Source organism: Streptomyces sp. NRRL S-378, from assembly GCF_000720645.1.
Taxonomy (GTDB): domain Bacteria; phylum Actinomycetota; class Actinomycetes; order Streptomycetales; family Streptomycetaceae; genus Streptomyces.
In genome coordinates, this window is sequence record NZ_JOBX01000006.1 from 19,364 (window position 1) to 41,696 (window position 22,333).

The following is a 22,333-nucleotide window of genomic DNA, read 5'->3' on the forward strand; positions in this document are numbered from 1 at the left end:
GATGAGATGGGCCCTGGTCAAGGTGTGCCTCGCGGTCACGGCCATGGTGGTCGTGGCCTTCGCCGTACCGCTCGGGCTCGTCGTCCAGGAGATGGCCAGTGACCGGGCCTTCTCCAACGCCGAACGGCAGGCAGCCACCATCGGGCCGACGTTGTCCATCACCACCGACTCGGGGCAGCTGAGCAAGGCCGTGGAGTCCACGCAGATGGGCGCCGCGCAGCGGATGGCCGTCCACGTGCCCGCGGTCGGCGGCGGCGCGCCGGTGAGCATCGGCGAGGGCCGGGCCGGGGAACGCGCCGTCGCGGAGACCCGCCGGATGGGGCGCGCCACCACGGCCTCGCTGACGGGCGGCGGTTCGGCGCTGCTCCAGCCGATCGCGCTGGGATCCGGCGACATCGCCGTGGTGGAGATCTTCGTACCGGAGAGCGAGGTCAGCAACGGCGTCGCGACCGCCTGGCTGGTGCTCGCGGGCGTCGGACTGGCCCTGATCGTCGGCTCGGTCGCGGTCGCCGACCGGCTCGGCGCCCGGCTGGTCCGGCCGGCCGAACGGCTCGCGGACGCCGCGCACCAGCTGGGCGAGGGGCGGCTCGGGGCCCGCGTACCGGAGGCCGGGCCCAAGGAACTGCGCTCGGCGGCGGTCGCGTTCAACGCCATGGCCGACCAGGTGGTCGAGCTCCTCGCCAACGAGCGGGAACTGGCCGCCGACCTGTCGCACCGGCTGCGCACCCCGCTGACCGTGCTCCGGCTCAACACCGCCTCCCTCGGGGACGGCCCCGCCGCCGAGCAGACCCGGGCGGCGGTGGAGCAGCTGGAGCGCGAGGTCGACACCATCATCCGTACGGCCCGGGAACAGCGCCCGGCCGCCGGTCTGGCCGGGGCGGGAGCGGGAGCGGGCTGCGACGCCTCCGAGGTGATCCGCGACCGGATGGACTTCTGGTCGGCGCTCGCGGAGGACGAGGGCCGCGAGGTCCGGCTGGCGGGCGTGGACCGCACCGTGCGGATTCCCGTGGCGCGGCCCGAACTCGCCGCGGCCCTCGACGCCATGCTGGGCAACGTCTTCCGGCACACCCCCGAGGGCACCCCCTTCGCGGTGGACGTCCACGACGCGGGCGACGCGGTGATCGTGCTCGTCTCGGACGCCGGCCCCGGCATCTCCGACCCGGACGCGGCGCTGCGCCGCGGCAACGACGGCGGCCGGGACGGGTCCACGGGCCTCGGCCTGGACATCGTGCGCCGGGTCGCGGAGTCGACCGGCGGCGACGTCCGACTGGGGCGTTCGGTGCTCGGCGGCACCGAGGTCCGCGTGTGGATCGGCCTGGACGGGCGGAGCACGGGCGGCCCGGGCGCGGGGCGGTCGGGCCGCGGCCGACGCGGCAACCGACGTAACCGGGGGCGCGCCACGCCGTGACCGGGGGCGCGCCTAGCAGGCGGGATGTCCTCGTCTCGGTACGGTCCGCGGCATGGACACCCTCATCTTCGGCGGGCTCCTCGCCACGCTGATCGCCATGTACCGGGAGACGTCCCGGATGGTCGTGCTCGGGGCGTGGTGGGTCATGCTCATCGCCGTCACCCTGCTGATGGCACACCACGTCACCGGCGGCCTGGCCCTGACCCTGAGCTGGTGACCATGGCCACGATCGAGAGCCTCCTGCCGGAGAGCACGCCCGAGGCCGCGCAGCCGGGCAAGGTCCAGTACTGGTTCGCCTGCCTCTTCGCCGTCGGCTGGGCGGGCGTGGTGTCCGGCGGCCTCCTCCAGCAGTTCGCGCGGGGGGAGCACCCGTGTCCGCTGTGCGTCGTGCAGCGGATGTTCATGCTGCTGGCGGCGCTGGGCGCGGCGTACATCATCCGTACGGCGCTGCTGCGCGGCTCGGTGACGGGCCGCCACTACATGACGGGCTGGGGCCTGGCGCTGGTCGCGGCGACCGGGGGCTCCTTCGCGGCCTGGCGGCAGACGACGCTGCACATCCTGCCGGGTGCCAAGGGGTACGGGGGCGAGGTGTTCGGCCTGCACCTGTACGTGTGGGCCCTGATCCTCTTCCAGGCCTCGGTGGTCGTCATCGGCGTTCTCCTGGCCTGCTCGCACACGACGGCGGACCGCGGCGTACCTGCGACCGGGCCGGGGCCGCTGCGAGCGGTGGGGCTGTTCGCGCTGTGGTTCCTGGGCCTCGTCATCGCCGTGAGCATGGTGGCGGTCTTCCTGGACGAGGGCTTCCACTGGTTCCTGCCGGACGCCCCGAACAGGTACCGCTTCTTCCACGACGCCGGGCTCCTGGACTGAGCCACGGCCGGGCGGGCCCGCCCGGCCCCTTCGCACCGACCGGAAGGAAGCACGGATGCGCTACGCAGTCCTCGGCACCGGGATCGTCGGCCGTACGGTGGCCGCCCGGCTCGAGTCCCTGGGCCACCAGGTCGTCATCGGGACCCGGGACCCCGGCGCCACTCTGGGCCGGCCCGAGTACGCGGACTGGCAGGAGGTCCACCCGGGTGTGTCCCTGGTGGGCTTCGCCGAGGCGGCGCGGGACGGCGAGGTCCTGGTCAACGCCACCGGCGGGCAGGTCAGCATCGCCGCGCTGACGGAGGCGGACGCCGCACACCTGGACGGCAAGGTCCTCATCGACATCGCGAACCCGCTGGACTTCTCGGCCGGCTTCCCGCCGGGCCTGGACCCGGTGGACGACGACAGCCTGGGCGAGCTGATCCAGCGGACGTTCCCGGGGCTGCGGGTGGTCAAGACGCTGAACACGATGAACTGCCAGATCATGGTCGAGCCGGGCCGGGTCGCCGGCGAGCACCACGTCTTCGTCTCGGGCGAGGACGCGGAAGCCAAGAAGGTGGTGCGCGAGCTGCTGCACTCCTTCGGATGGCCGCCGGAGAGCGTCCTCGACCTCGGCGGCATCGAGACGGCCCGGGGCACGGAGATGCTGCTCCCGCTCTGGCTCCGCCTGATGAGCGCGCTCGGGCACACGGACTTCAACTTCCACGTCCAGGGCGCCTGACGGCCCGGCCCGGACGGGGGCGCAAATGTTGCCGCGCCCCTGGCCCGCGCCGAGGGTGGCCCTGAGGGAAGGAGCAACGCATGAGGGTCATGCTCAGGGCGCACATGGACACGGCTGCCACCAACGAGGCCATCCGGACAGGCGGCCTGCCACAGGTCATCCGGACACTGATGGAGCGGGTCAAGCCGGAGGCGGCCTACTTCGGCCTGCACGAGGGCGTGCGCTCCTGCTGGATCGTCTTCGACCTCCAGGACAGCTCACTGATGCCGTCCCTGATGGAGGACCTGTTCCTGGAGTTCAACGCCGAGGTCGAGGTCGCCCCCGTCATGAACGCCGAGGACCTGGCGAAGGGCCTGTCCGCGATGCAGTCCTCGCCGTAGGGCCGCCCGGTCTCCGGTCACGGAGGACCCCGTCGGCCGCCGCCGACGGGGTCCTCGGGCTTCGTCGGCGCAGTGGCCCCCAAGGCGATCCGCCTCCGGGTCGGGCGCGGGGGCCGCGGGCGTGGGTACGGGCGCGGGTGCGGGTGCGGGCGCGGGTACGGGGGCGGGCATGGGCTGGGGCACGGACGACCTCCGACCGCACGCCGGCCCTCCCGGTTCTCCGGCGCGCGCCGTTGCCCGTTGCCCCGGACCGTAGTGCCGGAAGGGCAAGGGGCCCCTTCGGAAGCCCTTCCGCGGTAGGTCAGCCCGGTTCGCCCGAGGTCAGCCGCTGGGCCTGGGCCCGCCCCACCTCGGCGGCGCGGTGCAGGTAGTCGGCGATGACGGCGAGTTCGGAGTCGGAGTAGCTCTCCAGCACCGCCCCGAAGGCGCGGCCCGGGGTGTCCCACGCCGCACCGATGCGCTCGCGGGCCTCGGGGGAGAGGGAGACGAGGGAGCGGCGGCGGTCGTTCGGGTCGGCCTGCCGTTCGACGATGCCCGCCTTGACCAGCCGGTCGACGAGGCGGGTGGCCGAGCCGGAGGTCAGGCCGGTGAGGCGGGCGATGTCACCGGTGCTGACGGGGCCGGACTCCATGTCGAGGAGCGCGACGCACTGCATGTCGGTGGGGTGCAGGCCGACCGAGTCGGCCATGGCCTGGTTGAAGAGGGAGTAGTCGGCGTAGTGCCGCTGGCTCTCGGTGACGATGCGTGCGAGGAGCTCGGCGCGGCTCCACTCATCACCCGTACGAGGGGAATCGGTTGACATCGGATTCTCCGTGCTCCAAATTTATCTGTGTGACGCAGAGGATGTGTAGTGCAGAATCTGTGTCGCATGGTCATCCTAGCGTCAGTCCCTCCACACCACTCCCCAATGAGGACCAGCCATGTCCATTCTCGTGACCGGCGCCCGCGGCGCCGTCGCCCGCGGCCTCGTCGACCTCCTCGCGGCCCGCGGCATTCCGTACCGCCTCGGCTCCCGCGAGCGGGGCACCCCCGATGCCGTCCACTGCGACCTCGGCGATCCGGCGACGCATCCCGACGCCCTCGCCGGTATCCGCTCCGTGTTCCTCTATGCGGAGGCGTCCGGCATCGAGGCCTTCGTGAAGGAGGCCGTGGCCGCCGGAGTGGAGCACGTCGTGCTCCTGTCCTCCTCCTCGGTGCTCGCCCCGGACGCCGCCGACAGCCCGCTGTCGGCCTCTCACCTCGTGGTCGAGCAGACCCTCTCGGCCTCCCCGCTGCGCACCACCCTGCTGCGGCCGGGGTCCTTCGCGAGCAACGCCCGGGGCTGGGCCTGGTCGCTGAGGTCGGGCCGGCCGGTCCGCCTGCCCTACCCCGGCGCCTACGGCGACCCCGTGCACGAGGCCGACCTCGCCGAGGCGGCCTTCGCGGTCCTCACCGATCCGGCCCTGGCCGGCCGCGCGTACACGCTGACCGGCCCGCAGGCGCTGACCTTCGCGGCCCAGCTCTCGATACTGGGCGACGTCCTCGGCCGGTCCATACCCTTCGAGGCCGTGTCGGCCGAGGAGTGGAAGGCCGAGGTCGACGGCTACGTTCCCGGCCCCTACGCCGACGCGCTCCTGGAGTACTGGGCGTCCACGGACGGTCTCCCGGTCGAGATCACGGGCGCTGTCGAGCAGCTCACCGGCCACCCGGCCCGTACTTTCAGGACCTGGGCCGAGGACCACGCCGACGTCTTCGCGTGAGTTCCCCGGCAGGCCGGCTACATGACTCCCTTCCGGGCCAGGCGGGCGTACCAGTGGGCGCTGGAACGCGGCGTGCGGACCTGGGTGTCGTAGTCGACGTGCACGATGCCGAAGCGCTTGCTGTACCCGTAGGACCACTCGAAGTTGTCCAGCAGCGACCAGAGGAAGTAGCCCTCCACCGGGGCGCCGTCCGTCAGCGCGCGGTGGACGGTGGCGAGGTGGGCCTGCAGGTAGGCGATCCGCTCCGGGTCGTGCAGGTCCGGGGCGTAGGCCGCGCCGTTCTCGGTGACCATCAGCGGCAGGCCGGGCGCCTCGCGGGTGAAGCGCATCAGCAGGTCGTACAGGCCGGTCGGGTCGATCGACCAGCCCATGTCGGTCTGTTCCCCGGGCGGCTGGTGGAAGGCCACCGTGTCCGCGGCGGGCCAGGGGGAGTGGGACGCGGCGCCGTGGCCGTCGGCGCGCGGGCCGTTCCCGTCCGGGGCCGCCGACACCACCGCAGGCGTGTAGTAGTTCACGCCGAGGAAGTCCAGCGGCTGGCGGATCAGCGCCTCGTCGCCGGTGCGGACGAACGACCAGTCCGTCAGGGACGCGGTGTCCGCGAGCAGGTCCTGCGGATAGGCGCCGTTCAGCAGCGGCCCGGTGAAGATCCGGTTGGCCAGTGCGTCGATGCGGCGAGCGGCGTCCAGGTCGGCCGCCGAGCCGGTCAGCGGACGTACCGCGCTGGGGTTGAGCGCGATGCCCACCCGGGTCCTGGCCGGCAGGGCCGCCGCGGCCAGGCCGTGGGCCAGGTTCAGGTGGTGGGCCGCGCGCAGTGAGTCGGCGGGGGAGGTGCGGCCGGGGGCGTGCACGCCGGAGGCGTAGCCGAGGAAGGCGCTGCACCAGGGCTCGTTGAGGGTGGTCCAGAGCTCCACGCGGTCGGCGAGCGCGTCCGCGACCTGCTCGGCGTACTGGGCGAAGGCATAGGCCGTCTCCCGCTCGGGCCAGCCGCCGGCGTCCTCCAGCTCCTGCGGGAGGTCCCAGTGGTAGAGGGTCACGCAGGGCCGGATGCCGCGCGAGAGCAGCTCGTCGACGAGTTCGTCGTAGAAGCCGGTCCCGCCGGCCAGGACGCGCGGCCAGGACACCGAGAACCGGTAGGCCCCGAGCCCCAGTTCGGACATGAGCCCGACGTCCTCGCGCCACAGCCGGTGGTGGTCGACCGCGACGTCGCCGGTGTGGCCGCCGTACACCTTGCCGGGGGTGCGGCAGAAGGTGTCCCAGATGGACGGCCCGCGCAGTGCGGCCGCGCCCTCGATCTGGAAGGCCGCCGTGGCCGTGCCCCACAGGAACCCGTCGGGGAAGCGGAGCTCCCCGCCCGGATCCGTCCCGTTCGACGGGTCAGTCGTGTGCGTCGGGGTGTCAGTCATCCCTTTACCGCTCCCTGCATGATGCCGCCGACGATCTGGCGGCCGAAGACGAGAAACACCAGCAGCAGCGGGAGCGTGCCCAGGAGCGCACCCGCCATGATCACCGACTGGTCGGGGATGTATCCCCGGCCCAGTCCGGTCAGGGCCACCTGGACCGTCGGACTGCCGTTCTGGGTCAGCGCGACGATCGGCCAGAAGAAGTCGTTCCAGGACATGACGAAGGTCAGCATCCCCAGCACCGCCATCGCCGGCCGGGCCGCCGGGAAGACCACGTGCCACATGACCCGCAGGGAGCTCGCCCCGTCCGTGCGGGCGGCCTCCACCAGTTCCGTCGGCAGCGCGTGCACCAGGTACTGGCGCATGAAGAACACCCCGAAGGCGCACACCAGGGAGGGCAGGACCACCGACTGGAGCCGGTCGGTCCACGACAGCTTCGCGATCAGCATGTACAGCGGCACCACGCTCAGCTGGGGCGGGATCAGCATCGTCCCCACCACCAGTGCCATCAGCATCCGGCGCCCGCGGAACCGCAGTTTGGCGAAGGCGAAGCCCGCCAGGGTGGAGAAGAGGACCGTCCCGACGGTGACGGTGCCCGCCACGATCACCGTGTTCAGCAGGGCCGTGCCCATGTTGGCGTCGGTCCAGGCGATCTGCAGGTTGCGTCCCAGGTTCCCGCCGAACCAGAACGGCGGCGGGGTCTGCGCCAGGCGCGTATTGGTGCGGGAGGCCGCGATCGCCGTCCACACCAGCGGGAAGAGCGAACCGGCGGTGAAGAGGCCGAGCGCCAGGTAGGTGAGCCGGCCCGCGCGCAGTGATCTCATCGCGCATTCCCCCGTCCGCGCAGCAGGCGGGCCGCCCCGGCGATCAGCAGCAGGATCAGGAACATCGCCCAGGCGATGGCCGAGGCCCGGCCCAGGTGCAGGTTCACCCAGCCCTGCTCGTACAGGTACAGCCCGAGCGTCTGGAACTGGTGGTCCGAGCCGCCCGTGGCGCCCGCCCCGCCGTTGAACAGCAGCGGTTCACCGAACAGCTGGGTCGCCCCGATCGTCGACACCACGCACGTGAAGAGGATCGTCGGCCGCAGCGAGGGCACCGTGACGTGGAGGAACTGCTGCCAGCGCGAGGCCCCGTCCAGCGCGGCCGATTCGTACAGCTCGCCCGGCACGGCCTGCATGGCCGCCAGGTAGATCAGCGCGTTGTAGCCGGTCCACCGCCAGATCACGATGGTGGAGACCGCCAACTGGGAGGCGAAGGTCCCGTTCTGCCAGTCCACCGCCCCCAGGCCGACCGCCGACAGCAGCCAGTTGATCATCCCGTAGTCCCGGCCGAAGAGCAGCACGAAGACGAGCGTCGCCGCCGCCACCGAGGTGGCGTACGGGGTGAGCACGGCGACCCGGAAGAACGCCGAGCCCCGCAGCCGGTAGTTGAGCAGATGGGCCACGCCCAGCGCGATCGCCAGCTGCGGGACCGTCGAGAGCAGCCCGATGGTGACGGTGTTGCGCAGCGCGTTCCAGAAGAACTCGTCGTCCCACAGCCGGGTGAAGTTCCGCAGGCCCACCCACGTCATGCTGTCCGGATCGGTCAGCTCCACCTGGTGCAGCGCCGCCCAGCCCGTGTAGAGCAGCGGGAACAGCCCGAAGGCGGCGAAGAAGAGGAAGAAGGGCGCCACGAAGGCGTACGGGCTCCAGCGCAGGTCCCAGCGGTAACGGCGCGAGCGCCACACCTGGCCCGGCCGGCCGCGGCCGCCCCCCTCCGCCGCCGACCGCTCGGGGGCGGCGGCGGAGGGGGACAGGAGAGCCGTTTCGTCCGTCACCGGCGCCTCACTGGTCCAGGGCGTTGTCGATGGCCTTCACCGCGGCCTCCCAGCCCTCCTGCGGGCTCCGGCCCTTCTGGTCGACCTGGAGCATCCCGATGTCCGCCAGGTTCTGGGAGATGACCAGGTCCTTCGGGCCGACCGCGGCCACCGGCACCCCCTGGGCCGCCTTCGAGAAGATCTCGCCGATCGGCGCCCCGCCGAAGTACTCGTGCTTCGCCCCCGACACCGTCGGCAGCTTGTAGGCGGCGCTCGCGCTCGGGAAGCTGCCCCGCTTCTCGAAGAGCTTCGCCTGCTGTTCCGGAGCCGTCAGCCAGGCCGCCAGCTTCGCGGCCTCCTCGGCGTGCTTGCCCGCCTTCGGGACCACCAGGAAGGAGCCGCCCCAGTTGCTGGGCTTCGGCGCCTGGGCCACGTCCCACTTGTCCTTGCCCGACGGACCCGCCTTGTCCTGGATGTAGCCGAGCATCCAGGCCGGGCAGGAGACCGTCGCGAAGGCGCCGTTGGCGAAGCCCTGGTCCCAGCCCGGGGTGAACTGCTGCAGCTTGGCGCTGAGCCCCTCGGTGGCGAACGACGCGGCCAGGTCGAAGGCCCCCCGCACCGCCGGATTGGTCTTGTAGACGACCTTGCCCTGCTCGTCGTAGAACCGCTGCGCGCTGCTGCCCGTGACCGCCGCCATGACACCGGACGCCGAGTCGACGAAGGCCTTGCCGTCGCCGGCCTTCGCCTTGTACGCCTTGCCCGTCTCCAGGTACTTGTTCCAGTCGCCCGCCCACAGCGCGCCGACGGCCTCCCGGTCGGTGGGCAGCCCGGCCGCCTCGAACAGGTCCTTGCGGTAGCAGATGCCCTGCGGTCCGATGTCGGTGCCGAGGCCGACCGTGGCCCCGCCCTTCGCGGCGGGCGCCGTGCCCTGGGCCCACTTCCACGGCAGGTACGCGGCCTTGTCCACGCCCGGCGCCTTGCCCAGGTCCACCAGCTTGTCGGCCTGGGTCGCGGTGATCTCGGCGATGTTGTTGACCTCGACGGCCTGGATGTCGGCGAGGCCGCTGCCCGTCCCCAGGTGGGTGAGGAGCTGGGGGTAGTAGTTCTCGTTCCGCTCGATGGAGGTCTGCTCGATGCGGATCGAGGGGTTCTTCGCCATGTACTCGTCGTAGAGACCGGCCTCCTGGAGTCCGAAGGCTCCGAAGACGCCCACGGTCAGGGTGGTCCGGCCCTTCCCGTCGGCGGAGGAGGAACCCGGCTCCGGGGCCGCGTCGGGGTCCTGCGCACACCCCCCGAGCAGCAGGGCGGCGGCGCCCATCGCGGCGACCGCCGTGGCGAGGGTTCTTCGGGCTCGTGCTCGGGCCGGGGACTGGGCTCGCATGGGTTCCTCCCTGGAGGGGTGGGCGACAACGTGGGGGTGTCGTGTGACACAGTGTGGGAGCGCTCCCACAGTAGTCAAGGGGTAGATTCACAACCGGGAGGAAGCCATGAACGGGCATGGGCGCAGTGGGAGACGGCCGACGCTGGAAGAGGTGGCGGTGCGCGCCGGAGTCGGGCGCGGCACGGTGTCCCGGGTGATCAACGGGTCCTCCAAGGTCAGCGAGCAGACCAAGGCCGCGGTCGAGGCGGCCGTGACCGAGCTGGGGTACGTGCCGAACCGCGCGGCACGCGCCCTCGCGGCCAACCGCAACGACGCCATCGCGCTGGTGATCCCGGAGCCCGAGGCCCGGTTCTTCGCCGAGCCGTACTTCTCCGAAGTGGTGCGCGGGGTCGGGGCCGCCCTCGCCGAGACCGACATCCAGCTCGTCCTCACCCTGGCCGGCAGCGACCGCGAGCGCCGCCGCCTCGCGCAGTACCTGTCCGGGCACCGTGTCGACGGCGTGCTGCTGGTCTCCGTCCACGCCGGGGACCCGCTCCCGGAACTGCTGGCCGAGCTCGGCATCCCGACCGTGATCAGCGGCCGTCGGTCCGCCGCCGAGACGCTGCCCTGCGTGGACTCCGACAACCTGGAGGGCGCCGCCGAGGCCGTGCGCCACCTGCTCGACCGGGGCCGCCGGACGATCGCCACGATCACCGGCCCGCTGGACGTGTACGGAGCCCGCTGCCGGCTCGACGGCTACCGGCAGGCCCTGGCAGCCGCGGGCCGTCCCGTCGACGAGCGGCTGGTCGCGGTCGCCGACTTCACCGAGGAGGGCGGCCGCCGGGCCATGCGCGAGCTGCTGGAGCGCAGCCCCGCGCTCGACGCCGTCTTCGCCTCCTCGGACGTCATGGCGGCGGGCGCCCGGCTGGAGCTGCGCGCGGCCGGGCGCCGGATCCCGAGTGACGTGGCGCTGGTCGGCTTCGACGACTCGGTGGTGGCCCGGCACATGGACCCTCCGCTGACCAGCGTCCGCCAGCCCATCGAGGAGATGGGCCGGACCATGGCGAGGATGCTCCTGGAGCGCGTCTCGGGAGGGCGGGGGAGCGTCACGGGCACGGGCGGGCCCTCGGTGGTCCTGCAGAACAGACTGGTGGTCCGGGAGTCGTCCTGACCGCCCTGGAGCCCCGAAGGTGCGGGACATGCAGAAGGCCCCGGTCCGCTTCCGCGTACCGGGGCCTTCCCGCAGGGTGAGTGACGGGACTTGAACCCGCGGCCACCTGGACCACAACCAGGTGCTCTACCAACTGAGCTACACCCACCATGTCCGGTCGGAGAACCGACCGGCCGAAGAAAAGGGTACAGGGTTCAGGAGGGTGCTCGCTCCACCCTTTTCCCGCACCCCCTCCGGAGGGGTCGGGCAGGACGCCTACGCTCCCGGCGTCGTGTGCTTGGCGGCGATGCTGCGGGCCGTGTCCGAGTCGGGTCCGGGCTGCGGCACGAAGACGGCCTCCCGGTAGTAGCGCAGCTCGGTGATGGAGTCCTTGATGTCGGCCAGCGCCCGGTGGTTGCCGTTCTTCGGGGGGCTGTTGAAGTAGGCCCGCGGGTACCAGCGGCGCGCCAGCTCCTTGACCGAGGACACGTCCACGATCCGGTAGTGCAGGTAGCTCTCCAGCGCGGCCATGTCGCGCAGCAGGAAGCCGCGGTCGGTGCCGACCGAGTTCCCGCAGAGCGGTGCCTTGCGCGGTTCCTTCACGTGCTCCCGTACGTACGCCAGGACCTGCGCCTCGGCATCCGCGAGGGTGGTTCCGCCGGCCAGCTCGTCCAGCAGGCCGGAGGCGGTGTGCATCTCGCGGACCACGTCGGGCATGGTCTCCAGGGCGCGGTCCGGCGGGCGGATCACGATGTCCACGCCCTCGCCGAGCACGTTGAGTTCCGAGTCGGTGACCAGCGCGGCCACCTCGATAAGTGCGTCGTCCGTCAACGAGAGCCCGGTCATCTCGCAGTCGATCCACACCATGCGATCGTTCATGTGTCCCACCTTATGCGGTCCCTTGCGGAGCCGACCGCATATGCCGAAGGTCCCCCATCGGCGGTGACCGATGGAGGACCTTCGCTGTCGTACCCGTTGTGGGGGTTACGCGTGTTCCCGCAGGACCCGGTTCGGGGCGTACAGCTCCGTCACCGTGGGGCCCGCCGCGGCCAGGGCCGCCGCCGCCCGGTGGGGCTGCGGAGTGCGCTGGTGCGGCACCGGTCCCGTGGAGATCTCCGCCACCTGTGCCACGTCGGCCTGCGGCCGGCGTGCCCGGTAGGCCGAGCGGTAGGCGGCCGGGGAGGACCCCAGCTGCCGCCGGAAGTGACCGCGCAGGGCGACCGGCGAGCGGAACCCGCAGCGTCCGGCGACCTCGTCGACCGAGTAGTCGGAGGTCTCCAGCAGCCGCTGGGCCTGGAGCACCCGCTGCGTGATCAGCCACTGGAGCGGCGCGCTGCCGGTGAGCGAGCGGAACCGCCGGTCGAAGGTGCGCCGGCTCATGTAGGCGCGGGCGGCCAGCGTCTCCACGTCGAACTGCTCGTGGAGGTGTTCCAGCGCCCAGGCGACGACCTCGGCCAGCGGGTCGGCGCCGATCTCCTCCGGCAGTGACCGGTCGAGGTAGCGCTCCTGGCCACCCGTGCGGCGCGGCGGCACGACGAGCCTGCGGGCCAGGGCCCCGGCCGCCTCGCTGCCGTGGTCGGTGCGCACGATGTGCAGGCAGAGGTCGATTCCGGCCGCCGTGCCCGCGGACGTGAGCACGTCGCCGTCGTCGACGAACAGTTCGCGCGGATCGACGTGGACGGACGGGTAGCGCTTGGCCAGCGTCGGCGCGTACATCCAGTGCGTCGTCGCGGGCCGGCCGTCCAGCAGACCGGCGGCCGCGAGCACGAAGGCCCCGGTGCACAGTCCGACGATCCGGGCCCCCTCCTCGTGCGCCAGACGCAGTGCGTCGAGCGCCTCCGGAGGCGGCGGTGAAGTGATGGAACGCCAGGCGGGCACGACGACCGTGCCTGCCCGGGCGATCGCCTCCAACCCGTACGGCGCGGTCAGTTCGAGTCCGCCGGTGGTCCTGAGCGGACCGTCCTCACCGGCGCACACGAGCAGTCGGTAGCGTGGAACTCCCGCGTCCTGCCGGTCAATGCCGAACACGGATAGTGGAATGGAACTCTCGAAGATCGGTCCGCCGCTGAAGAGCAGCACCGCGACGATCTCCCTGCGGCGACGCCCCGCGAGCTTCCGGCCGGCGTCTGTGACGACGGCGGTGGAATCCTGGCTCATGGCGCTAAGCCCCCCTTGGGTGTCGCGACTCCTTGGTCTGGTCGCACCTGCACGTTTCCCCTCGGCCTTGCACGTGGATCCCCCGCCGTAAATACATGATCGAATCTACTGCGTCCCGTGGTGTCGGCGTGACAAGTTCAGCACGCAGCGCTATGTCGACTTCTCAACTTGGCGAAAAGCATTCGATCAGGAAGGGTTCCACTCCGCTACCCGGGTGGGAAGCGCACATCCCGGCTGTGGCCAGTACCCATAGGGCCAAAACGCCCCCCGGCGAGTGTCGTCGCTGGTGGTGGGGGAGTCGGGGGGACATTCCGGCAAGGGGGGCGCCCTGCCGGGAAGTTGGCTGAAAACGTGCGGGTGTGGGTGTGCGAATGAGTCAGTCGTGCGGGGACGCGGCGTCGGAGGTGCGGCAGCCCCGGCGGCCCGCGGGGCCACCGCGCGAGTGCCGGCGGCGGTGCGACGAGGGAAGCCGCTCCTGCGCCCGGACCCGGCCCGCGGCCCGCTCCGAGTGCCGCAGCAGGACCAGGCAGGCGGCCGTCACGACGAACAGGCCGAGGGTGGCGACCGCCGCCCCGCCGAAGGACGTCCCGTAGACGACGAGGACCACCGGGACGAGCAGGCAGCTGAAGGCGGCCCAGCGCACGACCTCCCCTGCGGGGTCGTCGTGCGGGCGTCCGGAGGACTGCACGGACGGGTGAAGCGGCTGACGCGGAGAGGCGGTGAAGTGCGGGCTCGGGTCGGGGAAGTGGACGGACTGGGTCGGCTGAGCTGGCTGGTCGGGGTGAACCGGATGGCCGGGCACGGCGTACTCCCTGCGGGCTCTTCCTGAACGGTCGGACGCATGTCCAACGCCGCCCGGCGGGGCTCGGTCACTGCGCGCACGGGTGGCAACTCCCCGCCCCGTCACTGGCTGTAGGGGGCAGCGGCCATTGCCAAGGCGCCCGCGCTCCGGCATGCTCCCTGGGACGCTCTCCAAGTACGGCAAGCCCTGTGCAGGACAGGAGTGTCGCCGTACCCTGGTGGGTACGGGCTTGGGAAGATGCTTCCCGGACAGAGCTCCGTCACACTGCGTCGCCGATTTCGCCCCTGTTGCTTCCTCCAAGGACCTCTTCGCCGAGACACCCATGGCCGGTCACGAATTCCACGAACCCGCGGACCGCAAGCGCAAACGGCTCGCCGACCCCGCGTCGGCCGCCGAGCTGCGCGCGGTGGAACAGACACACTCCCCTTGCGACCCGGCCTTCCGGCACGGCGTCGTGGTGGGATTCGACGGATCGACGTCCAGTGAGCGCGCGCTCGCGTACGCGATCGGCATGGCCCGCCGCTCCGGGTCGGGTCTGATCATCGTCCATGTCGCCAACCGGCTTCCCACCACCGTGTGGGCCGGCTGCGAGCCGCCCGTCTTCGTGGATGTGCCGGACCACCGCACCGAGGTGCTCGGACTGGAGCTGGCCTGCGCCGACTATCTGGCCGAAGTGCCATGGATCCTGGTCGAGCGCGGCGGTGACATCTGCCATGAGCTGGAGGAGGTCGGCCGGGAGTATTCGGCCGACGCGATCGTGGTCGGCTCCACGCACGGGATCGTCGGCAGGATCTTCGGGTCGGTGGCCGGGCGGCTCGCCAAGCGTGCGCAGCGACCGGTCGTTGTCATTCCGTGACCGGGTGTTAAGTCGATTGTGCGGTTGTGCCCTCGTGTAAAGGGTAGATAAATGCTGCTGGGACGCAGCAAACAACTGCAGATCGAAGGGAGCCCGCCGTGGACAATGGTGTCTCTGCGGGAAGCACGGCCTCGACTTCGACCCTCGGGAACATCGCCCTGGGTCTCACCCTTCTCGCATTCGGTATCGGCCACACCGGTGTCATCGACGGTGTGTCCGCTGCCGGCTCCGTGTCGCTCGCGATGTACGTCGGCGGCGCCGCCCTCTTCCTCCTGGGTCTCCTGGAGTACCGCGGCGGCAACGGATTCAACGGCACCGCGTTCGCGGGCCTCGGCGTCTTCTGGTTCACGTGGGCCAAGGGCGCGGGCGGTTCTGCCTCGGACGAGGCCGCCGGAACGTTTCTTGTCCTCTTCGCGATGCTCGCGCTGACCCTCACGGTCGCCGCCGCGAGCGGTCTGTTCGGTCAGGGCGTCTACGCCCTCCTGACCCTCTCCCTCCTCCTGCTGGCCATAGCCTCCTTCGTGGACAACGGCGCACTGGCCAAGGCGGGCGGCTGGGTCGCCGCCGTCTCCGGACTGCTGGCCTGGTACGGGGCCACCGCGGCCCTGGCGCACTGGCCGATGGCCTTCGGCAGGGCAGGACGCAGCGGCGCCGTCGCCGCTGGCTGAGCACGGCATGCAGGAGCCCCCGTGCGCGCGGTGCGCACGGGGGCTCCCGTGGGTCCGGTGACAGCCGGGGCTGCTACTCGACGGTGACCGACTTCGCCAGGTTGCGCGGCTTGTCGATGTCCCGGCCCATGGCCAGGGCGGTGTGGTAAGCCAGCAGCTGGAGCGGGATGCCCATGAGGATCGGGTCCAGCTCGTCCTCGTTCTTCGGGACCACGATGGTGTGGTCCGCCTTCTCCTGCTCGCGGTGGGCGACCGCGAGGATCCGGCCGCTGCGGGCCTTGATCTCCTCCAGCGCCGCGCGGTTCTTCTCCAGCAGGTCGTCGTCCGGGACGATGGCGACGGTCGGCAGCGAGGGCTCGATCAGGGCCAGCGGGCCGTGCTTGAGCTCGGAGGCGGGGTAGGCCTCGGCGTGGATGTAGGAGATCTCCTTCAGCTTGAGGGAGGCTTCCAGCGCCACCGGGTAGCCGCGCACCCGGCCGATGAACATCATCGACTTGGCCTCGGCGAACTCGGCCGCGAGCTTCTTGATGTCCTCTTCGCCGTCGAGGATCTCCTGGATCTGCGCGGGCAGCTTGCGCAGGCCCTCGATGATCCGCTTGCCGTCGGTGACCGAGAGGTCCCGGATGCGGCCCAGGTGCACGGCGAGCAGCGCGAAGGCCACGACCGTGTTGGTGAAGCACTTGGTGGAGACGACGCAGACCTCGGGGCCGGCGTGCACGTACACGCCGCCGTCGGCCTCGCGGGCGATGGCGGAGCCGACCACGTTGACCACGCCGAGGACGCGGGCGCCCTTGCGCTTGAGCTCCTGGACGGCCGCGAGCACGTCGTAGGTCTCGCCCGACTGGGAGACCGCGATGTACAGGGTGTCGGGGTCCACGACCGGGTTGCGGTAGCGGAACTCCGACGCAGGCTCGGCGTCGGCGGGGATGCGGGCCATGCCCTCGATGAGGCCGGCGCCGATCAGGCCCGCGTGGTAGGAGGTGCCGCAGCCCAGGATCTTGACCCTGCGGATGCCGCGCGCCTCGCGCGGGTCCAGGTTCAGGCCGCCCAGGTGGACCGTGTTGAAGCGGTCGTCGATCCGGCCGCGCAGCACGCGGTCGACCGCGTCGGGCTGCTCGGAGATCTCCTTGTGCATGTAGGTGTCGTGGCCGCCCATGTCGTAGGAGGCGGCCTCCCACTCCACGGTCTCCGGGGTGGCGTTCGTCGTCGTGCCGCTCGTGGTGTACGTGCGGAAGTCGTCGGCCTTCAGGGTGGCCATCTCGCCGTCGTTCAGGGTGACGACCTGGCGGGTGTGGGCGATCAGCGCGGCGACGTCGGAGGCGACCAGCATCTCCTTCTCGCCGATGCCGAGGATGACCGGCGAGCCGTTGCGGGCGACGACGATGCGGTCGGTGAAGTCGGCGTGCATCACGGCGATGCCGTAGGTGCCGTCGATCGCCTTGACGGCCTCGCGGACCTTCTCCTCCAGGGTGTCGGCCTGGGAGCGGGCGATCAGGTGGGTGATGACCTCGGTGTCGGTCTCGGAGGCGAAGACGACGCCCTCGGCCTCCAGCTTGGCGCGGAGCTCGGCGGCGTTGTCGACGATGCCGTTGTGGACGACGGCGACCTTGTTCTCCGGGTCCAGGTGCGGGTGCGAGTTGACGTCGCTCGGGGCGCCGTGCGTGGCCCAGCGGGTGTGGGCGATGCCGGTGGTGCCGGCGAAGCGCTTCGGGACGCGGGCCTCCAGGTCACGGACGCGGCCCTTGGCCTTGACCATCTTGAGCGCGCCGGCCTTCGGGCTGTTCACGACGATGCCCGCGGAGTCGTAGCCGCGGTACTCCAGCCGCGCCAGGCCCTCCAGCAGCAGCGGTGCCACATCACGCTTTCCGATGTAACCGACGATTCCGCACATACGGTTTTGCCCCTCCTGAAATTCGGTTCGTGTACCCGTCACCCGCCCGCGGCCGCTCCGGCCGCGGCCGGTCAGCCGTAGACGATGCGGCGCAGCTGCCGGAGCGAGAGCTCCGGAGGTGCCACGGCGCGGTGCGGCAGCTCGGCCGCGATCCGCTCGAAGATCTCCGCGTTCACGGCTCCGCCGGCCTGCAGTTCGCGGTGGCGGCGGCGGACGAAGTCCTCCGTCGTCTCGTCGAAGTAGGCGAGCACGTCGAGGACCACCCGGGCCGCTTCGCCCCGCTGCAGCGAGGTGCTGCGCACCAGGTGTTCGACGAGATCGTCATAGGACGGGCGGCGGTCGAGCACCCGTAGATACTGACGGTTCCGACCGTCCAACGCAAAGATCCTGCCCGATTTCGGGCAGGATCCCTCTGGTCTGGACCAGCGGAATGGATGCATCCGGTCAGAATCTACGCAAAACGGCCTGCTTGGCCGCGGCGAACTCGTCGGCCGTGAGCACTCCCGTCTGGTGCAGCTCACCCAGCTCCCGCAGCCGGCGCAGCAGCGCGTCGTGGTCCTCCGCGACCGTGGCGGCCGGCGCGGCGAGCTCCTTCGGCGGGGCGTCCTCGACGGCCCGGTCCTGCGGGGGCCCGGCCGGGTGCGGCAACCGCAGCGCCACCGCCGCGGCGACGAGCGCCATCAGCGGGTCCTTCTTGAAGCCGAACAGCTCCACCGTGTACGGGTCGTACTTCGGCGCGGCGGGCTGGGCCGCGCCGGCCAGGCTGAAGCGGAGCCAGCCGTTCTCGAGCCCCTTCGCCGGCGCCCACTCCACCGTCCGCAGGTCCGTGACCCGGAACTCGCGCGGCCCTCCGGAGCGCTTGGCCTCCTCGGTCGTCCAGTTCCACTCCAGAGCGACGCGGTCGCCGTCGAAGGTGACGGTCCCGTCGCCCGCGCCCACCGCTATCGGCACGGTCGGGCCGGGCAGCAGGTAGCTCTGCGAGGGACCCGGATCCACCTGCTCCAGCAGCAGGGCGTTGCGCACCGCGTCCACGAAGTACTCCGCGACCCCCGTCCGGTCCGGCTCCACGCTCAGCCGGTACGGGTCGGAGGCCTCCGGCAGCCGCCCGCCCGTCACCTGGGTCAGCGCGTCGGCCCCCTCGCGCAACCGCAGCCGCAGCCGCCCGGCCTTGCGGCCGGGCTCGTAGGAGATCCCCGCGAGCGCGCGCAACGGCACGACCACCTCACCCAGGGTCTGCCGCAACAGCCCCACCCCCTTGTCGCGACCGGGCACGATGCGCACCGCGTCGCCGTCGAACGTCCAGGTTCCGTCCTTCTGGATGATTTCCGCCATTCGGCGATTCTCCCACCGCGCACGGCGGGCCAGTTGGCCTATACCTGGGCACATGAGAGTCCTGCGACGCGCGCTCGGCACCCTCCTCGTCCTCGGTGCCGTCTCCTGCACCGCCGCCCACGGCGACGACGCGAGCGCCGGTGACGACCCGCCCGCGGCCCTCACCCCCTTCGAACGGCTCCTGCCGGCGCCGGTCTCCGCGCGCGCCGCCGGGCCCGGCTACTCCTTCGGGCCGGGCACGGTCATCCGTACGGGACCGGGCGCGGGCGAGGAGGTCCGCCGGGTGGGCGAGCTGCTCGCGGAGCAGCTGCGCGGCCCGAGCGGGCTGCCGCTGCCGGTGATCGGCGGGGCGAGGGGGGACGGGATCCGGCTCAGGATCGACGCGACGGCCGACGGGGTCGGGGAGGAGGGGTACCGGCTGGTCTCCGGACCGAGCGGGGTCGACCTCGTCGCGCGGACCCCGGCCGGCCTGTTCCGCGCGGGCCAGACCCTGCGTCAGCTGGTGCCGGTGTCGGGGCCCGGGACGGTGCCGGGCGGCACGGTCACCGACCGGCCGCGCTTCGCCTACCGGGGGGCCATGGTCGACATCGCACGGCACTTCTTCACGCTGGAACAGGTGAAGCGGTACGTGGACCAGCTCGCCCAGTACAAGATCAACACCCTGCACGTGCACCTCACCGACGACCAGGGCTGGCGCCTGGCGATCGACTCCTGGCCGCGGCTGGCGCAGTACGGCGGCGCGAGCGAGGTCGGCGGCGGCCCGGGCGGCCACTGGACGAAGGACGAGTACCGCGAGCTGGTGGCGTACGCGGGCGAGCGGTACGTGGACGTGGTCCCGGAGATCGACATGCCGGGGCACACCAACGCGGCGCTGGCCTCCTACGCCGAGCTGAACTGTGACGGGAAGGCGCCGCCCCGGTACACCGGGACCAAGGTCGGCTTCAGCTCGCTGTGCGTGGCGAAGGAGCGGACCTACGAGTTCGTCGACGACGTGCTCGGGGAGCTGGCGGAGCTGACGCCCGGCCGCTACCTGCACATCGGCGGCGACGAGGCGCACGCGACGCCGGCGGCCGACTACGCGGCCTTCATGGACCGGGCCCAGGAGGTGGTGGGCCGCCGCGGCAAGACGGTGGTGGCCTGGCACCAGCTGGCATCGGCGCGACCGGCGGCCGGGGCGGTGCTCCAGTACTGGGGCCACGACAAGACCTCGGCCGCGGACCGGTCGGCCGTGGTGGCGGCCGCGAAGGCCGGCCACCCGCTGATCCTCTCGCCCGCGGACCGCGTCTACCTGGACATGAAGTACGAGGCGGCGACGAAGCCGGGCCTGTCGTGGGCGGGCTACGTCCCGGTCGCGCGCTCCTACTCCTGGAACCCGGGGGCCTACCTGGCCGGGGTGCCGGAGTCCGCGGTGCTCGGCGTGGAGGCCCCGCTGTGGACGGAGAACGTCGCGACGCGGGCCGAGTGGGAGCTGATGGCCTTCCCGCGGGTGCTGGGCCTGGCGGAGCTGGGCTGGTCCCCGCCGGCCGCCCTCGACTGGACGGCGTACAGCCGCCGTCTGGCCGCCCAGGCCCCCCGCCTGGGCGCCCAGGACATCGGCTACCACCGCGCCCCGGACGTCCCCTGGTCCCGCTGACGACCCGGCCGCGGCGGCAGGGCCGGCGGCACCGGGCTCAGAACTGCTGCTGCTCCGCGTCGGGCGGCAGCAGGCACGGGGTGTCCACCGACAGGCTCCACACGTCGTCGCCGACGTCGCCCGCGGAGACGTACTGCTTGTCCTTCGGATGGGTGGCCTGGAGCCCGTAGGCACCGCGCTCCTGGCCCGGACCCTCCTGATAGCCCACGATCTCGAAGCCCTGCTTGGTGAGTTCGTCCTTCAGCGCTCTCGCGGCCTCGACGTACCGGTCCCGGGGAAGTGTGGCCCGGGCGTTGAACATCAGCATGAAGCGGCCGTCGTCGGCGGTCTCACCGTTCTTGCCGGTGCAGTTGTGGAAGTTCGCCTCGGGAGTGCCCGCGATGATCTCGGACTTCGTCGTGCGGGCCATGGACTCGACCCAGTGCTGCGCCCACGCCTGCGCCTTGTCCTTGCTCATACGGGGGAGCGGATCGTTGACCCCGTTGTCGGACATGCAGCCTCCAAGCAGCAGTGTGACGGCGAGAGTGAGGGAAACCCTGAGGGTCCTGGACATGGTTCGAGGTCTCCTTCGGATCGGTTCGACGGTCAGGGCCGCGGCTTCAGCCCGGCGACGATGCGGCCCTGGTTGTCCAGGCTCCGGCTGCCCTCGTTCCAGTAGCCGCTGTGCCCGGACGTGTCCACGGGCATCCGCTGAGCTCCGAAGGCGGGGTCCTTCGGGTCCTCCCCGAGGGTGGCATCGGAGAACCAGTTGGAGACATTGTCGTCCGGGGCGGCCCCCACCCACAGGTGCTGCGGGTTCACGTGCAGCTGGTTCGCCCGCTCGACGGTGAGGCCGGGGCTGCCGACCACCACCACGTCATCCGCATCCAGACCGCGGCCGCCGGCATCGGCGGCGCCGGTCATGGTGGATCCGTAGCTGTGGCCGATGACGGTCAGGTGGGTGCGCTCGCCCTGGTGCGCGGAGCGCAGGCCGTGGGTGAAGTCCCGAAGGTCCTCCTCCCCGGCGTGCGCCCTGCCCCGTGTGGTGACGCTGCCGTCGATCTCGGGGGCGTCGTAGTCCATCCAGCTGATGACGGCGACGTCCTCGCCGGGGGCGGCCGACTTCCGCGCGGAGTCCTGCAGCTTGCCGATGCGGTCCAGTTGGCCGCCGTAATTGTCCAGCTGGTTGTCCGTGCCCGGTACCAGGACGGCGGTGTGTCGCGCCGTGTCCGGGTTGCCCATGGCGACGATCGCGCGGCCGTCCTTCTCGGTGCCGTATCCGAGCAGGTACATCTGCTTGTCCGGCGGGCCGCTGTCCGTCTTCTCCAGCCGGTCCTTGAGGGTGGTCAGGTTCCGGTAGTTGTACCGGTCGTGGTAGCCGAGCGTGCCCTCCCGCAGTGCGTAGTCGTTCAGGCGCAGGTCCAGCGCGGCCCGGTTGGCCTCGTCGCGGACGGGTGCGGGCAGGCCGTCCAGCGAACCGATCCGCTCAGGGTATGCGGCGAGGTAGAACTGCCGCTTCTCCTCGTCCAGGCCGGCCCACCAGTCCTTCGAGCGCTGGGGGTCCTTGCCGTCCGGGATGGCCTTCGGGTCGATACCGGCGTAAGCGGCGACGCGCGCCGCGTCCTCCTGGGCGTGCGCGCCGCCGTAGCGCTTGTCGAGGTCGAAGGGATCCAGTTGGTAGAGGGCGTCGGCCGCCGTCTGGCCGGCGGTTCTGGCCGCCTCGACCGCCGCGTCGATACGGGCCCGGAAGCCCCCGAGTCCGGAGTTGGCCTCGCGTTGCAGGCCCGCGTAGTCGGGGTCGTTGTGGTACTTGGGGTCGACGGCCTGCTTCGGTTCGACCCATCCGTCGTCGTCACGGACCTTGTGCCCGGCGGCTTCGGCGTCCGCGACCGCGCTGCGCAGATCGCGCTGGGCGGCGCGCATCTTGGTGCCGAGTGCCTGCAGGATCGTGGCGATCAGGCGGGCGTTCACCTCGGCCGTGCCGAGCTTCGTCTCGGTGGCCTCACATGGCGGAGAACCCGTAGTGGGCGCTGACACCGGCCCAGCCGGCCTTGTGCAGGGGCCCGGTGACGCGCTTGGCGCTGCCCCGCTGGGTGTCGTCGAAGGCCTTGGCCAGCTTCTTCCAGGAAGCGGTGGCAGCGTCGAGGTCGGCGAAGTCCTGACGCAACAGCTGGGCGAAGAGTTCGGGCACGGCG

Annotated in this window: 24 protein-coding genes and 1 tRNA gene; 10 read left to right on the forward strand and 15 right to left on the reverse strand. The window is 71.7% G+C overall.

The window, feature by feature from the left end; genetic code table 11:
- Position 1: 1 nt before the first annotated feature.
- The 5 genes from IH80_RS0105825 (at position 2) to IH80_RS0105845 (ending at position 3,376) form a co-directional block, all read left to right on the forward strand.
- Entirely contained in the window at positions 2 to 1,408 is a 1,407-nt protein-coding gene (locus IH80_RS0105825) for a sensor histidine kinase (protein WP_030958249.1), read from the forward strand.
- Between the two features lie 52 nt (positions 1,409 to 1,460).
- Complete coding sequence (locus tag IH80_RS45280; RefSeq protein ID WP_199819219.1) at positions 1,461 to 1,625, forward strand: DUF5993 family protein; 165 nt, start codon at positions 1,461 to 1,463, stop codon at positions 1,623 to 1,625.
- A 2-nt stretch (positions 1,626 to 1,627) separates the two neighbouring features.
- Positions 1,628 to 2,278 carry a disulfide bond formation protein B gene (locus tag IH80_RS0105835; RefSeq protein ID WP_051808847.1) on the forward strand — a complete coding sequence of 217 codons (651 nt, stop codon included), beginning with the start codon at positions 1,628 to 1,630 and terminating at the stop codon, positions 2,276 to 2,278.
- 55 nt (positions 2,279 to 2,333) lie between these two features.
- Positions 2,334 to 2,996 (forward strand): NADPH-dependent F420 reductase, encoded by a 663-nt coding sequence (locus IH80_RS0105840; RefSeq protein WP_030958252.1) that lies wholly within the window; start codon positions 2,334 to 2,336, stop codon positions 2,994 to 2,996.
- An 80-nt stretch (positions 2,997 to 3,076) separates the two neighbouring features.
- Positions 3,077 to 3,376 carry a hypothetical protein gene (locus tag IH80_RS0105845; RefSeq protein WP_030958254.1) on the forward strand — a complete coding sequence of 100 codons (300 nt, stop codon included), beginning with the start codon at positions 3,077 to 3,079 and terminating at the stop codon, positions 3,374 to 3,376.
- 301 nt (positions 3,377 to 3,677) lie between these two features.
- Here IH80_RS0105845 and IH80_RS0105850 read toward each other — a convergent pair whose 3' ends face one another.
- Positions 3,678 to 4,178, reverse strand: a complete 501-nt coding sequence (locus IH80_RS0105850) for a MarR family winged helix-turn-helix transcriptional regulator (RefSeq protein WP_037879005.1) — start codon at positions 4,176 to 4,178, stop codon at positions 3,678 to 3,680.
- Positions 4,179 to 4,296: 118 nt separating this feature from the next.
- On the opposite strand from IH80_RS0105850, the gene IH80_RS0105855 reads away from it, so the two are divergent.
- Positions 4,297 to 5,115 carry an NAD(P)H-binding protein gene (locus IH80_RS0105855; RefSeq protein WP_030958257.1) on the forward strand — a complete coding sequence of 273 codons (819 nt, stop codon included), beginning with the start codon at positions 4,297 to 4,299 and terminating at the stop codon, positions 5,113 to 5,115.
- A gap of 17 nt (positions 5,116 to 5,132) precedes the next feature.
- Here the strand turns inward: IH80_RS0105855 and IH80_RS0105860 are convergent, their stop codons facing one another.
- The 4 genes from IH80_RS0105860 to IH80_RS0105875 are packed head-to-tail and all read right to left on the reverse strand — an operon-like array spanning position 5,133 to position 9,691.
- Positions 5,133 to 6,518: a GH1 family beta-glucosidase gene (locus IH80_RS0105860; protein WP_030958258.1), complete on the reverse strand. Its 1,386-nt coding sequence runs from the start codon at positions 6,516 to 6,518 to the stop codon at positions 5,133 to 5,135.
- Positions 6,515 to 7,339: a carbohydrate ABC transporter permease gene (locus IH80_RS0105865; RefSeq protein WP_078906345.1), complete on the reverse strand. Its 825-nt coding sequence runs from the start codon at positions 7,337 to 7,339 to the stop codon at positions 6,515 to 6,517. Before IH80_RS0105865 ends, IH80_RS0105860 begins: the two co-directional genes overlap by 4 nt.
- On the reverse strand, positions 7,336 to 8,331 hold the full coding sequence (locus IH80_RS0105870) for a carbohydrate ABC transporter permease (protein WP_030958261.1): 996 nt from the start codon (positions 8,329 to 8,331) through the stop codon (positions 7,336 to 7,338). Before IH80_RS0105870 ends, IH80_RS0105865 begins: the two co-directional genes overlap by 4 nt.
- 7 nt (positions 8,332 to 8,338) lie before the next feature.
- The gene (locus IH80_RS0105875; protein WP_030958263.1) at positions 8,339 to 9,691 is read right to left on the reverse strand and encodes an ABC transporter substrate-binding protein; all 1,353 of its coding nucleotides are present in this window, start codon (positions 9,689 to 9,691) and stop codon (positions 8,339 to 8,341) included.
- Positions 9,692 to 9,797: 106 nt separating this feature from the next.
- Between IH80_RS0105875 and IH80_RS0105880 the strand changes: the two genes are divergently transcribed.
- On the forward strand, positions 9,798 to 10,841 hold the full coding sequence (locus IH80_RS0105880) for a LacI family DNA-binding transcriptional regulator (protein WP_030958265.1): 1,044 nt from the start codon (positions 9,798 to 9,800) through the stop codon (positions 10,839 to 10,841).
- A 75-nt stretch (positions 10,842 to 10,916) separates the two neighbouring features.
- Here IH80_RS0105880 and IH80_RS0105885 read toward each other — a convergent pair.
- From IH80_RS0105885 to IH80_RS0105900, 4 genes are all read right to left on the reverse strand, one after another.
- Positions 10,917 to 10,989: transfer RNA gene (locus IH80_RS0105885), tRNA-His, on the reverse strand.
- A 107-nt stretch (positions 10,990 to 11,096) separates the two neighbouring features.
- Positions 11,097 to 11,699 (reverse strand): oligoribonuclease, encoded by a 603-nt coding sequence (gene orn, locus IH80_RS0105890; protein WP_030958267.1) that lies wholly within the window; start codon positions 11,697 to 11,699, stop codon positions 11,097 to 11,099.
- Between the two features lie 105 nt (positions 11,700 to 11,804).
- Positions 11,805 to 12,977 (reverse strand): helix-turn-helix domain-containing protein, encoded by a 1,173-nt coding sequence (locus IH80_RS0105895; RefSeq protein ID WP_030958269.1) that lies wholly within the window; start codon positions 12,975 to 12,977, stop codon positions 11,805 to 11,807.
- Between the two features lie 376 nt (positions 12,978 to 13,353).
- A complete protein-coding gene (locus IH80_RS0105900; RefSeq protein ID WP_324609395.1) occupies positions 13,354 to 13,779 on the reverse strand; it encodes a hypothetical protein in 426 nt (141 codons plus the stop codon).
- A gap of 322 nt (positions 13,780 to 14,101) precedes the next feature.
- Between IH80_RS0105900 and IH80_RS0105905 the strand changes: the two genes are divergently transcribed.
- Positions 14,102 to 14,635, forward strand: coding sequence for a universal stress protein (locus IH80_RS0105905; RefSeq protein WP_030958271.1), 534 nt, complete (start codon positions 14,102 to 14,104; stop codon positions 14,633 to 14,635).
- 98 nt (positions 14,636 to 14,733) lie between these two features.
- Positions 14,734 to 15,303 (forward strand): acetate uptake transporter, encoded by a 570-nt coding sequence (locus IH80_RS0105910; RefSeq protein WP_030958273.1) that lies wholly within the window; start codon positions 14,734 to 14,736, stop codon positions 15,301 to 15,303.
- A gap of 73 nt (positions 15,304 to 15,376) precedes the next feature.
- Here IH80_RS0105910 and glmS read toward each other — a convergent pair whose 3' ends face one another.
- The 3 genes from glmS to IH80_RS0105925 form a co-directional block, all read right to left on the reverse strand.
- Positions 15,377 to 17,194, reverse strand: coding sequence for a glutamine--fructose-6-phosphate transaminase (isomerizing) (gene glmS, locus IH80_RS0105915; RefSeq protein ID WP_030655524.1), 1,818 nt, complete (start codon positions 17,192 to 17,194; stop codon positions 15,377 to 15,379).
- A gap of 71 nt (positions 17,195 to 17,265) precedes the next feature.
- A complete protein-coding gene (locus IH80_RS0105920) occupies positions 17,266 to 17,541 on the reverse strand; it encodes a hypothetical protein (RefSeq protein WP_030025937.1) in 276 nt (91 codons plus the stop codon).
- A gap of 97 nt (positions 17,542 to 17,638) precedes the next feature.
- Complete coding sequence (locus IH80_RS0105925; RefSeq protein ID WP_030958275.1) at positions 17,639 to 18,526, reverse strand: DUF4429 domain-containing protein; 888 nt, start codon at positions 18,524 to 18,526, stop codon at positions 17,639 to 17,641.
- 52 nt (positions 18,527 to 18,578) lie between these two features.
- Here IH80_RS0105925 and IH80_RS0105930 point away from each other — a divergent pair, with 52 nt between their 5' ends.
- Positions 18,579 to 20,159 (forward strand): beta-N-acetylhexosaminidase, encoded by a 1,581-nt coding sequence (locus IH80_RS0105930; RefSeq protein WP_030958276.1) that lies wholly within the window; start codon positions 18,579 to 18,581, stop codon positions 20,157 to 20,159.
- Positions 20,160 to 20,196: 37 nt separating this feature from the next.
- Here IH80_RS0105930 and IH80_RS0105935 read toward each other — a convergent pair whose 3' ends face one another.
- The 3 genes from IH80_RS0105935 to IH80_RS45735 form a co-directional block, all read right to left on the reverse strand.
- Positions 20,197 to 20,652, reverse strand: coding sequence for a hypothetical protein (locus IH80_RS0105935; protein ID WP_030958277.1), 456 nt, complete (start codon positions 20,650 to 20,652; stop codon positions 20,197 to 20,199).
- Positions 20,653 to 20,744: 92 nt separating this feature from the next.
- Complete coding sequence (locus tag IH80_RS40620) at positions 20,745 to 22,175, reverse strand: alpha/beta hydrolase (protein ID WP_234432140.1); 1,431 nt, start codon at positions 22,173 to 22,175, stop codon at positions 20,745 to 20,747.
- Entirely contained in the window at positions 22,141 to 22,329 is a 189-nt protein-coding gene (locus tag IH80_RS45735) for a hypothetical protein (protein WP_037879009.1), read from the reverse strand. The genes IH80_RS40620 and IH80_RS45735 overlap by 35 nt, the downstream gene beginning before the upstream one ends.
- Positions 22,330 to 22,333 lie beyond the last annotated feature (4 nt).

Bases quoted from the DNA above. Each gene is read 5' to 3' on its own strand.
- IH80_RS0105860 (WP_030958258.1), bottom strand. From the start codon at position 6,518: ATGACTGACACCCCGACGCACACGACTGACCCGTCGAACGGGACGGAT.
- IH80_RS0105880 (WP_030958265.1), top strand. From the start codon at position 9,798: ATGAACGGGCATGGGCGCAGTGGGAGACGGCCGACGCTGGAAGAGGTG.
- IH80_RS0105895 (WP_030958269.1), bottom strand. From the start codon at position 12,977: ATGAGCCAGGATTCCACCGCCGTCGTCACAGACGCCGGCCGGAAGCTC.
- IH80_RS0105865 (WP_078906345.1), bottom strand. From the start codon at position 7,339: ATGAGATCACTGCGCGCGGGCCGGCTCACCTACCTGGCGCTCGGCCTC.
- IH80_RS0105825 (WP_030958249.1), top strand. From the start codon at position 2: ATGAGATGGGCCCTGGTCAAGGTGTGCCTCGCGGTCACGGCCATGGTG.
- IH80_RS0105905 (WP_030958271.1), top strand. From the start codon at position 14,102: ATGGCCGGTCACGAATTCCACGAACCCGCGGACCGCAAGCGCAAACGG.
- IH80_RS0105935 (WP_030958277.1), bottom strand. From the start codon at position 20,652: ATGTCCGACAACGGGGTCAACGATCCGCTCCCCCGTATGAGCAAGGAC.
- IH80_RS0105930 (WP_030958276.1), top strand. From the start codon at position 18,579: ATGAGAGTCCTGCGACGCGCGCTCGGCACCCTCCTCGTCCTCGGTGCC.
- IH80_RS45280 (WP_199819219.1), top strand. From the start codon at position 1,461: ATGGACACCCTCATCTTCGGCGGGCTCCTCGCCACGCTGATCGCCATG.
- IH80_RS0105835 (WP_051808847.1), top strand. From the start codon at position 1,628: ATGGCCACGATCGAGAGCCTCCTGCCGGAGAGCACGCCCGAGGCCGCG.
- IH80_RS0105875 (WP_030958263.1), bottom strand. From the start codon at position 9,691: ATGCGAGCCCAGTCCCCGGCCCGAGCACGAGCCCGAAGAACCCTCGCC.
- glmS (WP_030655524.1), bottom strand. From the start codon at position 17,194: ATGTGCGGAATCGTCGGTTACATCGGAAAGCGTGATGTGGCACCGCTG.
- orn (WP_030958267.1), bottom strand. From the start codon at position 11,699: ATGAACGATCGCATGGTGTGGATCGACTGCGAGATGACCGGGCTCTCG.
- IH80_RS0105840 (WP_030958252.1), top strand. From the start codon at position 2,334: ATGCGCTACGCAGTCCTCGGCACCGGGATCGTCGGCCGTACGGTGGCC.
- IH80_RS0105855 (WP_030958257.1), top strand. From the start codon at position 4,297: ATGTCCATTCTCGTGACCGGCGCCCGCGGCGCCGTCGCCCGCGGCCTC.
- IH80_RS0105845 (WP_030958254.1), top strand. From the start codon at position 3,077: ATGAGGGTCATGCTCAGGGCGCACATGGACACGGCTGCCACCAACGAG.
- IH80_RS0105850 (WP_037879005.1), bottom strand. From the start codon at position 4,178: ATGTCAACCGATTCCCCTCGTACGGGTGATGAGTGGAGCCGCGCCGAG.
- IH80_RS0105925 (WP_030958275.1), bottom strand. From the start codon at position 18,526: ATGGCGGAAATCATCCAGAAGGACGGAACCTGGACGTTCGACGGCGAC.